10 protein-coding genes are annotated in these 14,742 nt (G+C 58.4%); 8 read left to right on the forward strand and 2 right to left on the reverse strand.

The window, feature by feature from the left end; all coding sequences use genetic code 11:
• Window positions 1-201 precede the first annotated feature (201 nt).
• The gene (locus tag Q7F15_RS05190) at window positions 202-2,472 is read right to left on the reverse strand and encodes an S-layer homology domain-containing protein (RefSeq protein WP_304415199.1); all 2,271 of its coding nucleotides are present in this window, start codon (window positions 2,470-2,472) and stop codon (window positions 202-204) included.
• Between the two features lie 207 nt (window positions 2,473-2,679).
• Between Q7F15_RS05190 and Q7F15_RS05195 the strand changes: the two genes are divergently transcribed.
• The 8 genes from Q7F15_RS05195 to ltrA all read left to right on the forward strand — a co-directional run bounded on the left by Q7F15_RS05195 (window position 2,680) and on the right by ltrA (window position 13,363).
• Complete coding sequence (locus tag Q7F15_RS05195) at window positions 2,680-3,261, forward strand: histidine phosphatase family protein (protein WP_304415200.1); 582 nt, start codon at window positions 2,680-2,682, stop codon at window positions 3,259-3,261.
• A gap of 26 nt (window positions 3,262-3,287) precedes the next feature.
• Window positions 3,288-5,543: a GGDEF domain-containing protein gene (locus Q7F15_RS05200; RefSeq protein WP_230077265.1), complete on the forward strand. Its 2,256-nt coding sequence runs from the start codon at window positions 3,288-3,290 to the stop codon at window positions 5,541-5,543.
• A 109-nt stretch (window positions 5,544-5,652) separates the two neighbouring features.
• Window positions 5,653-6,648: an MBL fold metallo-hydrolase gene (locus Q7F15_RS05205; protein ID WP_212133092.1), complete on the forward strand. Its 996-nt coding sequence runs from the start codon at window positions 5,653-5,655 to the stop codon at window positions 6,646-6,648.
• 65 nt (window positions 6,649-6,713) lie between these two features.
• A complete protein-coding gene (locus Q7F15_RS05210) occupies window positions 6,714-7,589 on the forward strand; it encodes a hypothetical protein (RefSeq protein ID WP_304415201.1) in 876 nt (291 codons plus the stop codon).
• Window positions 7,590-7,855: 266 nt separating this feature from the next.
• Window positions 7,856-8,464: a forespore capture DNA-binding protein RefZ gene (gene refZ / locus Q7F15_RS05215; protein WP_171567315.1), complete on the forward strand. Its 609-nt coding sequence runs from the start codon at window positions 7,856-7,858 to the stop codon at window positions 8,462-8,464.
• Between the two features lie 43 nt (window positions 8,465-8,507).
• The gene (locus tag Q7F15_RS05220; protein ID WP_304415202.1) at window positions 8,508-11,093 is read left to right on the forward strand and encodes a septation ring formation regulator EzrA; all 2,586 of its coding nucleotides are present in this window, start codon (window positions 8,508-8,510) and stop codon (window positions 11,091-11,093) included.
• A 7-nt stretch (window positions 11,094-11,100) separates the two neighbouring features.
• Window positions 11,101-11,298, forward strand: a complete 198-nt coding sequence (locus tag Q7F15_RS05225) for a hypothetical protein (RefSeq protein ID WP_171567313.1) — start codon at window positions 11,101-11,103, stop codon at window positions 11,296-11,298.
• 805 nt (window positions 11,299-12,103) lie between these two features.
• Window positions 12,104-13,363 (forward strand): group II intron reverse transcriptase/maturase, encoded by a 1,260-nt coding sequence (gene ltrA, locus Q7F15_RS05230; RefSeq protein WP_304415203.1) that lies wholly within the window; start codon window positions 12,104-12,106, stop codon window positions 13,361-13,363.
• A gap of 70 nt (window positions 13,364-13,433) precedes the next feature.
• On the opposite strand, the gene Q7F15_RS05235 is transcribed toward ltrA, so the two are convergent.
• The gene (locus tag Q7F15_RS05235; RefSeq protein ID WP_212133091.1) at window positions 13,434-14,714 is read right to left on the reverse strand and encodes a BaiN/RdsA family NAD(P)/FAD-dependent oxidoreductase; all 1,281 of its coding nucleotides are present in this window, start codon (window positions 14,712-14,714) and stop codon (window positions 13,434-13,436) included.
• Between the last annotated feature and the right edge of the window lie 28 nt (window positions 14,715-14,742).

The raw sequence follows: 14,742 nt of genomic DNA on the forward strand, positions 1-14,742 counted from the left end.
GTTCAGCCGCAGCCTGTAAAGGGATGAAACTAAGAGAGGGTGACACTTCCGTTTTTACCTGCAATCAATGCTACCCTGTACACATACATCCAATATTATAGTCTTGGAGCGCGCAAAGTCAAGGAAAATGTAACGGGGCGGCCTCATGGGGTCCGCCCCGGCTGCGTTTTTGGCTGCTGGTGCAGCTGCCAGTTAAGCCGGTTAAAACGTGCGGTTCTCTTCCAGCTCGCTGCGTTTTTCCAGGAAACGGGCAAACGCGACGGCAGCATCAGCCCGGGAGACGCTGCCCTTCGGCTGGAACTCCCCTTTGGCGGGCGTCATAATGCCCAGCGTCGACACGATCACGATGGCGCCGCGGTGGGTGGATTGGTCGATGTCGGTCAGCTTCGTCGCGAACATCTCAGCGTGTTCCGACAGTTTGCGGTATCCCAGGGCGCGGACGATCATGTCCGCCAGTTCTTCCCGTGTGATCGTCTCATCCGGCTTCAGCGACGGGGAGTTTTTGTCCAGCAGGCCGCGATCGACTGCGGCTTCGACAGCGGCGAAGTATTTGGACGTGCTGGCGACGTCGCTGAAACTCGCTTTTCGTCCGGCGGCCACGGGCAGTACCCGTCCTTGATTGAGGCTGAGCATCAGCATCTGGATCATTTCCCCGCGGGTAATGCTGCGCTCCGGCATGATGTTGCCGTCGATCAGGGAGAGCGCCTCGTACTCGTACATCAGCATCAGCGCTTTCTCGGCTGGGTGCCCCTTCAGGTCGGCAGGGGCGGGACGATGCAGCTGGATCGGCTTGCCCGTCGACAGGCTGCGCCAGTCGCCGCTGACAGCGTCATAGACGTACGGCTGATCCAGCGGCGTCACTGCGGCCCGATACACCAGCTTTGCCTTGCGTTCCGGCAGCGTAACGGCTTTTTCAGCGCGGAAAGCGACCGCGTCATCCGGCAAGGGCTCGAGCATGTAGACCGCTTCCACTTCCGTTTCCTTCTGCCAGGCTGCCAATGCTTCCGCGGCGGAGCGGTGCTTCGGCACCTGGGACGGATAGGTCTCGGACCCAAAATGCGTGTTGTAGGTGAGCACTTCGCCGGTGGCAGCATCAAATGAGACGCTGGCTGAGCCGGTGGCAGCGGGAATGCCGTTGACCAGCCGCTGGAACCGCACCTCGTACCGCTCGGCGTCCGGTTTCAGTTCTGTTGTTTCCGTCACATAGAGCCGGTCGGCCCAGGTCGGCGTCCAGGAGCGGATCACTTCCGCCGCTTTTTTCTTCAAGCTGTTTGCGTCTGCTTTTTTGGCCGCGTCCTTTTTAGGCTCCGGCAGCTGGTTGTTCTTGCTGAAGTGGTACACGTCTCCGTTGAGCGCGTCCATGGCGATATAGACATAGCTTTGGCCGTTGGCGTTCTTTGTTTGGTATTCCAGGTTCCAGACCGGCCGGCTGCCGTTGGAGTCCTTTTCGTTGTAGGAGGCAGCACGCAGTTTGTATCCGGAGAGATCAAACGTCCGTTCTGCCAACTGCACGGCAGCTTCCTGGGTGAGCGCACTGCCCGTATGGCGCGGGGACAGGCGCTTGCTGCTTGCGGGTGATGTCTCCGCCTCAGGTTTGAGCGGCTCGAGCGAGTCCGTCAAAGGCGTACCGTTTTTTGCGTCCAGGTAAAAGGTGAACGGGTTCTCATATGCCAGAATCGGCTTGTTTCGCTCCTCCCCCCGCGCATCCCAGGGAAGCACGTAGGAGAGCTTTGCCTTGGCATGCTGCTTGAACAGCGCGGCAGCTTCTTCGGGCGACAGCATCCGTTGCGGCTTTTCAAAGCGGACGCCGTCACTCCAACTCAGCGTGTAACCGGTGACTGTACCGGCAGCGTTGACGGTGATCTCCACGCTGTTGTCGGGGAACGGCACGTCATCCACCAGGCGGACAAACCGGAATGTGTAGGAGGTATTGGAATCAAGCGGCGTTTTGGGCACTGGCAGATCCCGCGTATACAGACGGGTCGCTTTCGCTTTAGCCGGGTTGTGACGGGCGAGGAACTGCTCCGCCGCCTCCTGTGCCTCGGCATACGACACGCGGTCTGCATAGGCGGGTTTGGACGGATGTTGCTGGTAGTGGGAATAGCCGGTCAGCTCCCCGCTGTCGGCGTGAATGCTGACAGTATAGGAGTACGCAATCTCGTTCTGGTCTTTTTTCACCCAGATAAACGTCCATTCCGGAAACGTACGCCAGATGTCGGCAGAACGGAACGACACGTTTTCCAGCTCCAGTCCCTGCGGAACCAGTTTTTTGGCGATATTCAGCGCTGCCTCCTTGGAGAGTTTGGCTTTGCTGGCGGCGTCGGTCAGCTGATTGCCTGCCGGGGCGCTGATCGGTGTAGCCTGGACGGGAGCTTCGGCCGGCAGCAGCTGCGCGGCGTAAGCCTGGGCGGCAGGCGCCAACAGGACAGCGCTCAGCACGACGGATCCCGATCGGATGATCCATGGTTTCATGTACAATTCCTCCTCGGTGTCAAAATCACGCGTACACCTTCTCTGACGAGAGAATTGGCGCGCTCGTTTCACGCGGGGGAGAAAATGGAGGCGGGAGGAAAAATGGGAATTTTGTCCCAAATGTGTCGTAATCTATATGGAATTGCAAACATTCATCTTATATAATGAAAAAAGACCAGCACCAGAATCACGGGAGGAGTAATCAACTTGGATACAATCGTCTACTTGATTCGCCACGGTGAAACGGATTGGAACCTTGCGCGCCGCATTCAGGGCCACAGTGACGTGGCGCTGAACGAAGCAGGATTGCGCCAGGCTCGGCAGGTGGCTGCCCGGTTTCGCGGCAAGACCATCCGTGCCGTCTACTCCAGCGATCTCAGCCGGGCGATGCAGACAGCCCGCCAGATTGCGGAGAACGCCGGTGTTTCCGTTTACGCCTTGGATGCGCTCAGGGAGCGGTGCTACGGTCAGTGGGAAGGATTGACGTACGAAGAAATCAGGGAACGATTTGCCCACCAAGATGAAGCGGCATGCGGAATTGAGACCTTCGAGGGAATGCAACAGCGAGCTGTGACGACGTTGACCGGATTGGCGGCAGACCATCCGGGCGAAGAGATTGTTGTCGTATCCCACGGAGGCTTTATTAATTGCTTTTTGCACTACGTGACCAATGGCGAGCAGGGGACGGGTGTAACGCGGATCGACAATACGGCAGTCAACGTGTTCCGCTACACCGGACAGAGTTGGGAAGTGCTGCAGGTCAATGATACTGACCATTTGGAAAAATGAGAATACGCTGAGAGAGGGAATATCTCGTGTCAAGCAAAAAGTTGGGGAAGTTGGAGACGGTCTTTTCCTACATGGCCCACTTTATTCTGCAATCCTGGCCGGAAAAGCGTCCAGGCATTCTTTACTTGACAGATTCCGTCGGCTGTTTGCTCAAAGTTATCAGGATGCAAGGCGGCCAAACCTGGAATCCCAACGGACTTGACCTGCGAAAGGGCAGCTCGCTTTGCGGTGATGCCCGTTCTCCCGTATCCCGCGCCCTGCGTACGGGAGAGATCACGGTATGTGTGGCGGACAGCGGTCCCCTGGTCTGGGGCGCGTTTCCGCTGTGCGAACGCGACGGGCGTGCCCGTGCCGTTATCGGCATGCTGGCCCCCCACAACGAGGTAGACTTCGATTTTTGTTCCTTCATGCGTGGGCTGGAACCGTTGCTCCGGATGGGATACGATGCCTACATTCAGCACGCCACCAGCGAAATCGTGATGAACCTGGCCAGACATGACAATACACAGGACCTGCTGGCCAGCTTGGTGCGGCAGATCGCGGACATCGTGGAGAAAGGGTACTGCTCTGCCGTCAAGCTGACGGAAGCCGGAACGCTGAACAGCCGGGAGCTGGCCACCAGCGAGCCGGCGGGCGAGGGAGACTGCCACATCAGACAGGTGGCGGCCCGACTGGGCGATCGGGTTATCACGCCGTCCGTGTGGGACGAGCAGCGCACCGTCGTCTTTCCCATCTCCTGCGAAAACAGGCCGCTGTACGCGCTGTTTCTGCACCTTGCGCCTGATGAGCCGGATTGCGTGTACGATGAGCGGGATGTCGCCTTCCTGCAGGAAGTGGGGGAAAAGGCGAGCTACGCCTTGTGGCGGACCATGGTCGCCGATGCGCTGCGCCGTGAGGCCACGCAAAAGGATCTCTTGTATCAGTTGATGACCAGGATTCAGGCGTCGATCGACGTGGAAGACGTGCTGAACGAGATCGTGACCAGCATCCGAAAGCTCTTTCCGACGGCCTTTGTCGAACTGTTCTTGACCGTGGAAACCAACGCCACCACACCCGTCAAACCCCTCTCCTTTCAGGACGATGACGCTTCCACCAGCACGCAGGCGTACCTGGAGGGAAGGCTGGTCGTCGATTACGAAGAGCACGACGGCATCCCGATGGCCGTGATCGCCGCCCCGCTGTTGGGCAAACAGGGCATTTACGGGGTGCTGCAGCTGACGGCCGAACGGCAGGCAGCGCCGGGACGGCAGGAGACGGAGTACATCTCCATCCTGGCGGAGACAGCGGGGAAAGCCTTTGAAAACGCCCAGCTCTACCAGCAGTCGCGCAACTTGATCCGCGAGCTGCGTCTGATCAACGAAATGGCCCGGCAGCTGAACCGCAGCCTGAATCTGAAGGAAATCCTCGACTTTGTGACAAAGAAGCTCCTGGAGACCTTCTCGGCTGAATTTGTCGCCATCCTGCGCAAACGGCCGGACGACGACCGCTTTGAAGTCATCTCGTCATCGCTGCCCGCGTGTCACGGACAGCTGGTGTCGGCCTCGGAAAAACCGTTGGCGGATGCCGTGGCCGGCAAACAGGTGCTCATGCTCGCACAGCCCGGTGCCAAACCGCTGCCCTTTTCCCTGATGCCCTGCGCATCGCTGATGGGAGTGCCGCTGGTGGTGGAAGGAGAGCTGGGAGGCGTGCTGCTCGTTGCGGATTCCCGCCATCATTTTTTTGGTTTTGACGATTATAAACTGCTGGAGATCTTCGGGCAGCACGTGAGCCTGGCCATGACCAACGCCATGCTGCACAACGAAGTGGAGCGGATGGTGATCACCGACAACTTGACCGGACTTTACACCCGGCGCCACCTGAACGACTGCGTGCGGACTTCATTGGAGAAAGACAGCCACGGTTCGCTCCTCTTGATAGATATCGATTATTTTAAAACGGTAAACGACACGTACGGGCATCAGGTGGGCGATGAAGTCCTGCTGCAGGTGTCCGACCTGATTCGACGAAACATTCGTGAATCGGATATTGCGGCCCGCTGGGGCGGCGAGGAACTGGCGATCTACCTGCCGCGTGTGGACAAGGCGACCGCCCATGGCATCGCCGAGCGCATCCGCTCCCTTGTGCAGGCGGAAACGATTCCGCAGGTCACCATCTCCTGCGGCCTGGCCGCATGGTGCCGGGATCAGCAGCCGCAGTACAGCGTGGAAGAGCTGTTCCACCAGGCAGACGTCGCCTTGTACGAGGCGAAACACAAAGGCAGAAACCAGGTGATTCTCGCGTAGGAGCCAAACGAGGCTCTTTGCTTTTTCTGCCGATAAAATTGGCTTCGCCGACAGGAACGCACCAGCTTTTCCAGGATTCACAAACACAGACAGGACGGGGGAATGGCGAATGAGCACTGACAAGCACAAGCGAATGGCTGAACAAGTAGCGAATGGGGTGTACCGGATTATGATTCCCACTCCCTTTTCCGTCGGCGCGGTCAACGTCTATCTGGTGGAGGGCGAACGGCTGACGCTGGTGGATGCCGGACCGCTGACCGAAGAGGCCTGGCAGGCGCTGACGGACGGACTGGATGAGCTCGGTTACCCGGTGGATGCGATCGAACAGGTGATTTTGACCCACCATCACGTCGACCACTGCGGGTTGTTGGAACGTGTCCGTGAGTCGTCGGGAGCGCGCATCTACGCCCATCCGCTCGCCGTCCCGTACGTGGAGTGGCACGAACCGTTTCTCGATTTTCACGATCGGTTTTTCCACGAGCTCTATCGGGAGAGCGGCGTGCCCGAGGAGAAACTCTCCCTCATCCGCAAGTTTCACCAGCTGATGATGACATTTTCCCAAAAAAGCCGCATCGACGGCTTGCTAAAGCACGAACAGACGGCGCCCCATCTGTCCGGGTGGCAGGTTCTCTACACCCCGGGCCACTCGCAGAGCCATCTTTCCCTGTACCGGGCGGCTGATCGCGTCATGATCGCCGGGGATCACATCATCAAACACATCTCTTCCAATGCCTTTGTCGAGCCGCCCCGCGATCAGTCGCGGGCCAGACCGCTGACTCTGGTGCAGTACCGGACGGCGCTTCAGATGTGCGCCGACATGGAGATCGACCTGGTGCTGCCCGGGCACGGTGAGCCGGTCACCAATCACCGCGAGCTGATTCTGGCGCGATTGCAGAAAAACTGGGAGCGGACGGACATGCTCCGCCGGTTCCTGGCTGACGGCGAAAAGACGGCCTACGAGCTGAATGCGCTCTTGTTTCCAACGCTGTATGAAAAAGAACTGCCGCTCACTCTCTCGGAGACACTGGGCCACATCGACCTGTTGGCGATTCTGCACCAGGTGGAGATCAGGGAGAAAGACGGCGTGCTCTACTATTCCCTTTGACCCGCCAGCAGAATAAGCCTTTTCTTCCTCGGATACCCTAATGGCGACGAGGAGGAGGGACGAACATGCGCAAAGCGTTGCACTTCGTTTTCTTGCCCCTGCTGTGCGCTGTGCTGGCAGGCTGCAATACGATAGGAGACAGGCCAAACGCGCAAGCCGCCTATGACCAGGTTCGCGACCGTTTTGCCGAGCAGGAGTCATTTGCGTTTTACGGACAGACCAAGCTGTTGACCGGGGACACCGCCAACGCAAACGTCGTCAGTTTCTCCGGACGGAAGCATAAGGAAGGCATCTTGATGAACGTACAGCTGTCACAGCCCGAACAAAAGCGGGTCCAAACCCTGTCGCTTTTGTCCAGGCAAGAGCGGCTGTTCGTCAAGCAGGAGAGCGACCGGGAATGGAAGAGCGCGGGACTCGACGGGTCGTTTCGCCAGGAACTGAACAACTGGGACCCGGTCTTTGCCTTTCGCCAGATGGACGAGATGAAAAAGAGTGTGCTACCGTTGACCGACCGCAATACGGCAGATGACATCGAAGCGGTGCGGGTGCTGCTGGACTCGACGAAGCTGAAAAATTGGCTGGCAGAACAAATGAAGCAGCAGGCCGGCCTGCATGTCCAGTCTGCCCATCAGCCGCGGCTCAAGCTGGCGATGACGCTGTCCGACGGTGCGTGGCGAGCACTCCGGCAGGGAGTGTCCATCCAGGCGGCGGAGACAAACGTCGACGAGATGATTGACCAGATGGAGCTGGAGGCGGAGTACACCGTGTATTACAACAAGACCACCATGCTGCCCACCAGCCTGGTGATGTCCATTCGCTCCGAGTACGACGCCAACAACCAACGGGTACTGGAACACACCCGGGTGGAGACATTTCTGCAGAACTACGGACAAGTGCAGCCGCTGCCGAACCCGACGAGCGCGGAGAAAACATCAAAGTAAAAATGAAAGCAGGCGTTCGCGTGCCGCAGGTGCGGTGTGTGAGCGCCTTTTTGCGCGGGGCGTCACAGCAGCCGCCGACCTTGCGCTGTCGAGACGTTTTCGCGTAATTGCCCAGAATTGGCAGGAGGAACTCTGGAAAACTTTGTCGAACTATCTACAGGACTGTCTATTTGTTGGCGAATGGTCTGCACAAAAGGCATGTGCCTGAGCAGCCTTGCTGCCCGGTTCGGATTTTCAATGGCCGGAACAGGAGAGGGGAATGGCGAATGGATCAGACCAAGCTGCGCATTCTGTCGGCAGCGGCCAAGCTGTTTGACATACACGGCTACCACGGCACGTCCGTGCGTCAGATCGCGGAAGAAGCGCGGGTGAACGTCGCGCTCATTTCCTACCACTTCCGGGGAAAGCAGGGCGTGCTGGAGACGCTGATCGCCTCGTATTTTGAAACGCTGTTTCGCCAGCTGGATATACGGGAAAAAGAAGACAGCGGACTTCCTGCCATGGAACGGCTGGAGCGGGTGATTCGCCTCTACCTGTCGTTTCAGCGGGAGCACGCGCCGATCACTCGGCTGATTCAGCGTGAATTGAGCGTGGAGTCGATGCTGGCGCGGGAAGTGATGACGCTGTACCTGAGCCGCTGGAAGCACGGCATCGCCAACGTGATCGAAGAAGGAATTGCTGCGGGAGAGTTTCGCGTCGTGCCGGTGGATCGCATCGCACTGGCCACGGCCAGCCAGCTCATTTACCCGTTTTTGCAGCCGCAATCGGTGCGGGAAGTCTATTATCTGGAGCCGGCTTCGGAGGAGTTTGCGGATTGGCTGCTCGTCTCCGTCATGCGCTATCTGGAAGCGTGGCTGCTACCGGCCCGCGGATAAGCCGGCTCGTGATTCTTGAGAATTTTTACATTAAGGGGTTGTCATGACCGTGAAAAGAAATTGGGTCCTGCTCTGTCTGGCAGGCATGCTCTTATATGCGAATCCGGCAATGGCTGTGCCGTTTCCGGACAAAACGGACGAAGTGATTCAAGACGCCGACGGTTATCTGAAAAAGAACGAACGGGAGAGCGCTGCCGAAGCAATCAAGCAGCTCGGCGGCAATTACAAGGTGGTGGTGGTCGAAAGCACCCAACCGGAAGCGCAAACGCCCGACGAATACGCGAAAAAGCTGTACGACAACTACAACCTGCCCGAGGACACCCTGATGGTCGTGCTTGACATCAACACCCAGGAGCTTGGGGTACATGCAGGACCGGCCCTGGCGGCAAAAGGGGCCACTCCTGAGCTGCTGCACGAAAAAGCGGAGGCCTACTATGAACCGTTCCGCGTGGACAAACAATACCTGCAGGGAATCCAGGCGTTTTTGTCGGAAGTCAAGGGAGAATTGGAAGGATTGAAGAACAAGCCGGGCGCGGCCGCAGGTTCTCCAGACGCTGCCCAGCAGCAGAAACAATCGGACTCGGGTCTGCCTTGGTGGCTGTACGGGATTGGCGCAGTCTTTGCCGCTCTCTCCGCTGCGCTGGTGTACGCGATGATCCGCCGCCGCGCCATTTTTGCCCAGGTGGATGCGGTGGAGGAGTGGAAGGACCAACTGGTGGAAAAAATCAACGTCATTGAGGTGGACAAGCAGATGCGCCGTTCCCGCGGCAAGACGGAGGAGCGGTTCATGCACCTGGCCGACCGGAAGGAAAACCTGCTGCGCATCCGCATCCCCGATGTGGAGATGATGATTCTGGACGCGGAGGAGGCGTGCGACCGCTTCCGCTTCCAAATGGCGCTCGGCCTGCTGGAGGAAGCGCGGGAGATGCTCGGTTCCATCGAGCAGGAATTGGACGCATTGAAGACGGACACCACCCAGGTGATCGCCACGAAAAAGGAAAGCAAGCTGGCCATTCCGGAAATCGGCAAGCAGATGGAGCAGGTGGAACGGCGACTGTCCGACCTGCGTCTGGAGTACGGGCTGTCCTTTCACGAATTGAAGACGGCGCTGGATGACGTGGAAATGATGCGCGCCAAGATCAAGGAAGCGCGCACGGACGGCGACGACGTGCTGGCCTATGACATCACGCTGAAGGCGCAACAGCTGCTGGGCAAGCTGACCAGCGACCTGGAGCGGATACCGGCGTTGGTCGGACGCGTGTTGAAGGAGATGCCGGAAGAGTTCAGGCAGTTGGAGGAAGGCATCATCCAGGCGACGGGTGACGGGTACGATCTGAACCGCGACCCGCTGGAAGGCTCCCTGATGCAGGCCAAGCAGCTGATCAATGCGGCGAAGTCGGCATTGGAAGAGGGAAGCCTGGACATGGTGGAGACCCATGTAAAAGCGTTTGACGTGCTGATTGACACCACGTACCAGAACATCGAGAACATGGTCCTGAGCCAACGGGAGGCAGCAGCATCCCTCTCCGCAGCAGAACCCAGGGCAGGGGAGCAGGCTGGCGGAGAGTCAAATGGAATCATCGGAGAAAACGCTGCTGACGAGATGCCGATCAAGCCGGCGGCGGCAGATCGGGCGGCTGCACCTGCAGCAGCGCTTGCCGATGCGGCAGCGGGAGCTGTTGCTGCGGCGGCTGTTTCCGCATCAGGGGCCGCTGAAACTGCATCAGAAAACGCTAAAACCGCACCAGCAGCCGCTGCAACCCCACCAGCAGCAGCGGCCTTGTCGGGAGCAGCCACAGCGGAAGCCGCCGCACAGGGGGCTGCCGGCCATGTCTTGACAGGAGAAAATGAGGAACGGACTGCTGCAGCGTCGGAGCGTTTGGAAACCGGACCGGAAGACGGCGCTGTCGCCCCCGCGGCGGCGTCACAAGAGGCGCTGACCCAGGCGGAGCGGGAATGGCTGTTTGACTCGCCGGCTGCCCGTCCCGGTAAAAAACCGCCGGTCCACGCCGAAGAACGCATGGCTGTCAGCCACGTGGAAGAGGTGCCGGACCAGGAGGACGCAGAATATGAACTGGTGATCCCCAAAGGCCACGAAGCGCAGGCAGAGGCGAAACAGGAGCAACATCCGGAACCGGAGCGGCTGGTCATCGAGACGGAGGACGACGCCCTCGACGAGTTGGAGCGAATCTCCAGCACGCTGGTGCGGCTTCGTCAGGAGATCAAGCGGAGCTACCTGCCGGGCATTCCGTCCCGGTTGAAATTCCTGTTTGAAGACGTGGTGCAGATCCTCACGCGGATCAAGGCAATGATGGAGCAGTACCGCTACGACCTGGACGAAGTGTCCATTTTGATCAATGAAGCCAACGAACTGCTGCTGGAGACGGAGCATCTGGCGGAGCTGACGATCGCCACCTGCCAAAAGGCAGAAGGAGCGATCCAGTACGCCAACCGCTACCGCCGTCAAAACCGGCAGGTGGATGACATGCTGACCAAAGCGGAACAAGCGTTTCGCCATCTGGCGTTTGACGAGGCGTACCAACTTGCAGAGTCGGCCCGCCTGATCGTGGAAGGGGCATCCGAGGAGCCGGAAAAAGGCTGGCTCTTGCGGCGCAAGAAAAAGGGGTGAAGCGCAGATGATGCTGCCCCTGTTTCTCTTCGCTGTCGGCCTGCTGCTGATGTGGCAGCCCCGCACCAAACGCTGGCGTGCCCGCCTGCTCGCCCACTTCAACGGCGACGAGCAGCGTGTCAGGCAGCGGGCCAATACCTTTTTTCTCCTGGGATTCGCCTTCATCTTGACAGCGCTGGCCTACCTGTACCGGCTGACCATGTAGGGAGTGCCGTTGGCAGACAATGGCGGACGCGGGGATATAAGACTGGAAGGCAAAAAAAGGGAGCGCCGCCTGTTTCATCGACGCCCCGTGTAGGAAGATAAAGGGAGTAGAGGTGTGAGAACCCCGAAACTAGGGGGAGTAGGGGTTCAGCTGACTCTTTTCCAACGAAAAGAGTACCTGTTTCATAGTGTTCCCATTTTTTCTCAAACCAAACCTCTTCGTACAAATACGAAGAGGTTTTTTTCGGTGCGCCCGGCATGGGCGGTAGCTATAGGGTGAAAGTCCCGAACGGGGGTTGGCTGTACCAACCGTTAGCTTAAGGCAAGGGTGTCCGCCGTGAGGCGGAATCTGAAGGAAGCCGGCGGCAAAGTCCTGACCTGAGGTACACGAACCCAATTTGAGGCTGTTGTACTCGGGCGAGCCTGCCGAACAAGGTGAAGCCCCATACAGCCAAGGAGTGCAGCAGTAAATTGGGCAGGTACATGGGACGAAAGTTACCGTCCTTACCCGGGGAGGTCTGCATGATACGCCTACTACCGTTGGCAACCGTCTCCGCGAGGGGGCGCTGAACATGCAGAAGTCAGCAGAGGCCATAGTACTCCGATAGAGGACGCTCGAAGGAGGAAGGGCCGAACATCAAGTCAACACATGTTCTAATCCCTTTCGATACGGTGCGTCGAAGCAGAATTCCGAAATGGAACTTCCTCTGAATAGTAGGGGTGAAGCCCCGAGGGTACAGAGAAGGGCTGAGCATCGTACGGCAAGCTTAGCAACATGTGTGCGAAGAGAGGAGTATCGTCAGGGCATGCTGGAGAAAGTGCTGTCACGGGACAACCTCATGTCCGCTCTCAAACGAGTGGAGGCCAACAGAGGTGCTGCGGGAATCGACGGTGTTTCAACCGAACAACTGCGCGACTACCTTCGTCAGCACTGGGCGACCATCCGGTCGCAAATCGAGAAGGGAACCTACAAGCCGTCTCCTGTCCGCAGGGTCGAAATCCCGAAACCTGACGGGGGAATACGATTGCTAGGCATCCCTACCGTGGTAGATCGCTTCATCCAGCAGGCCATCCTGCAGGTATTGACTCCCATATTCGACCCAGAGTTCTCCGACTCCAGCTTCGGGTTCCGTCCAGGCCGCCGTGCTCACAGTGCTGTGCGGAAAGCACAACAGTACATCAACGAAGGATTCCGGTATGTGGTCGACATCGACTTGGAGAAGTTCTTCGACCGGGTCAACCATGATATCCTAATGAGCCGGGTTGCCCGCAAGGTGAAGGACAAGCGCCTTCTTAAACTAATTCGCGCTTATCTGCAATCCGGAGTCATGGTCAACGGAGTGTGTGTCACGACGGAAGAGGGCACGCCGCAAGGTGGCCCCTTAAGTCCGCTGTTGGCCAACATTCTGCTAGACGACCTGGACAAGGAGTTGGAGAAAAGGGGACACCGTTTCTGCCGCTATGCGGACGACTGCAACATCTACGTCCGCTCCAAACGTGCGGGTGAACGTGTAAAGGCAAGTGTGGAGCGATACTTGACCAGGGTTCTCAAACTCAAGGTAAATCAACAGAAAAGTGCGGTGGACCGCCCGTGCAACCGGAAGTTCCTCGGCTTTAGCTTTATTCCGGGAAAGGAAGCGCGGATACGTCTGCATCCCAAATCGATCACCCGGTTAAAAGGACGAATTCGCCAATTAACCAACCCACATCGAAGCATGACCATGCAGGAGAGGATTCAAAAACTCAACCAATACCTCATGGGATGGATCGGGTATTTTGCGCTGGCCGAGGCGAAAACCCATCTTCTGCGAATAGAGGAATGGATTCGCCGAAGGCTCCGGCTCTGTCTATGGACGCAGTGGAAACGAGTTCGTACGAGGTACCGCGAACTTCGTTCGCTTGGATTTTCTCACAACAGAGCACTGGAAATCGCAAACACCCGAAAGGGGGCGTGGCGGACAACAAAATCCCCGCACATGCACAAAGCCCTTGGTATTGCCTACTGGCAACAACAAGGGCTGATGAGTTTGATACAGCGATATTTCACACTTCGTCAAGCTTGGTGAACCGCCGTATACCGGTCGGTACGTACGGTGGTGTGAGAGGACGGGGGTTAACCACCCCCTCCTACTCGATTTATGTCAGTCCCAACGCCATCCGTGCGCTGTGGGTGCCGGCCACGAAGCCGGAGGAGAAGGCGATGGTGATGTTGTATCCGCCGGTGTGGGCGTGCACGTCCATCACTTCGCCGGCAAAAAACAGTCCGGCCATTCGCTTTGACTGCATGGTACGGGGATCAATTTCCTTGACGCTGACGCCGCCTCCCGTAATGAACGCCTCTTCGAGCGACAGGGTGCCGGTCACGGTCAGAGGCACCCCCTTGATCAGCCGGGCCAAGTCCAGCGACTGCTGTTTGCTCACATGGTGTCCGGTGCGATCCTCCGGGATGGAGGCCATTGCCAGCAGCAGGGGAATCATCCGTTCAGGCAAATAGCCCTTCAGCACGTTTTTTACCGCTTTTTTCGGCTGGTTCTCCAGGAAACGCCAGATGTCCGCAGCTACCTCGTCAAGGTGCTTCGCCGGCATCAGGTCGATGGTGAGCAGCAGCGGCGTGTCGCCCTGCTTCCGTTTCGTCACCGAGACGTAGTGGCCCATGCGCAGGGCAGCCGGCCCCGATATGCCAAAGTGGGTGAAAATCATGTCGCCCACCTGGGTCGTTACCTTTTTGCCTTTGGCGTCGTAAAGGGTCAATGCCACATCGCGCAGCGACAGCCCCTGAAGCGATTTGTCCCGGATGTACGGATCACTGGCCACCAGCGGCACTTCCGTTGGGTACAGTTCGGTGACCGTATGCCCCGCTTCCCGCGCCCAGGCATATCCGTCTCCAGTGGAACCGGTTTGCGGAACAGAGCATCCCCCGACGGCGATCACCACACAAGGGGCGTGCAGCCGCTCACCGCTTCGGAGCTGTACCCCTATCGTGCGACCGTCCGCGTACAGGACCCGCTCCACCGGACTGTTCAGGCGAATCTGCACCCCCTGCCGCTTCATTCGCTCGATCAGCGCATGCGCCACGGTAATCGCCTTGTCCGTGACGGGAAACATCCGGCCATGGTCTTCTTCCTTCAGGGCGACGCCCATCTCTTCAAAGAAGCGGATGATCTCCCGATTGCCAAACTGGGCAAACGCGCTGTACATGAATCGGCCATTGCCCGGCATCTGCTTGATCAGCTCGTCCATGTCCTTGGCGTTGGTCACGTTGCAGCGTCCGCCGCCGGAGATGATCAGCTTGCGTCCCAGCTTTTCGCCTTTTTCCACCAGGCAGACCCGCGCTCCTTCGCCGGAAGCGGCGATCGCAGCCATCAGCCCGGCCGGTCCGCCGCCGATGACGATCACATCGTATTCGCTTGCCTTCATGTCTTCTCGTCCTTTTTCGTTGTAATAC

The sequence above is a fragment of the Brevibacillus aydinogluensis genome, assembly GCF_961514395.1.
In the GTDB taxonomy this organism is placed as follows: Bacteria; Bacillota; Bacilli; order Brevibacillales; family Brevibacillaceae; genus Brevibacillus; species Brevibacillus aydinogluensis.

Coding starts and splice junctions, on each gene's coding strand:
- Q7F15_RS05190 (WP_304415199.1), bottom strand. CDS start 2,472: ATGAAACCATGGATCATCCGATCGGGATCCGTCGTGCTGAGCGCTGTC.
- Q7F15_RS05205 (WP_212133092.1), top strand. CDS start 5,653: ATGAGCACTGACAAGCACAAGCGAATGGCTGAACAAGTAGCGAATGGG.
- Q7F15_RS05210 (WP_304415201.1), top strand. CDS start 6,714: ATGCGCAAAGCGTTGCACTTCGTTTTCTTGCCCCTGCTGTGCGCTGTG.
- refZ (WP_171567315.1), top strand. CDS start 7,856: ATGGATCAGACCAAGCTGCGCATTCTGTCGGCAGCGGCCAAGCTGTTT.
- Q7F15_RS05220 (WP_304415202.1), top strand. CDS start 8,508: ATGACCGTGAAAAGAAATTGGGTCCTGCTCTGTCTGGCAGGCATGCTC.
- Q7F15_RS05225 (WP_171567313.1), top strand. CDS start 11,101: ATGATGCTGCCCCTGTTTCTCTTCGCTGTCGGCCTGCTGCTGATGTGG.
- ltrA (WP_304415203.1), top strand. CDS start 12,104: ATGCTGGAGAAAGTGCTGTCACGGGACAACCTCATGTCCGCTCTCAAA.
- Q7F15_RS05235 (WP_212133091.1), bottom strand. CDS start 14,714: ATGAAGGCAAGCGAATACGATGTGATCGTCATCGGCGGCGGACCGGCC.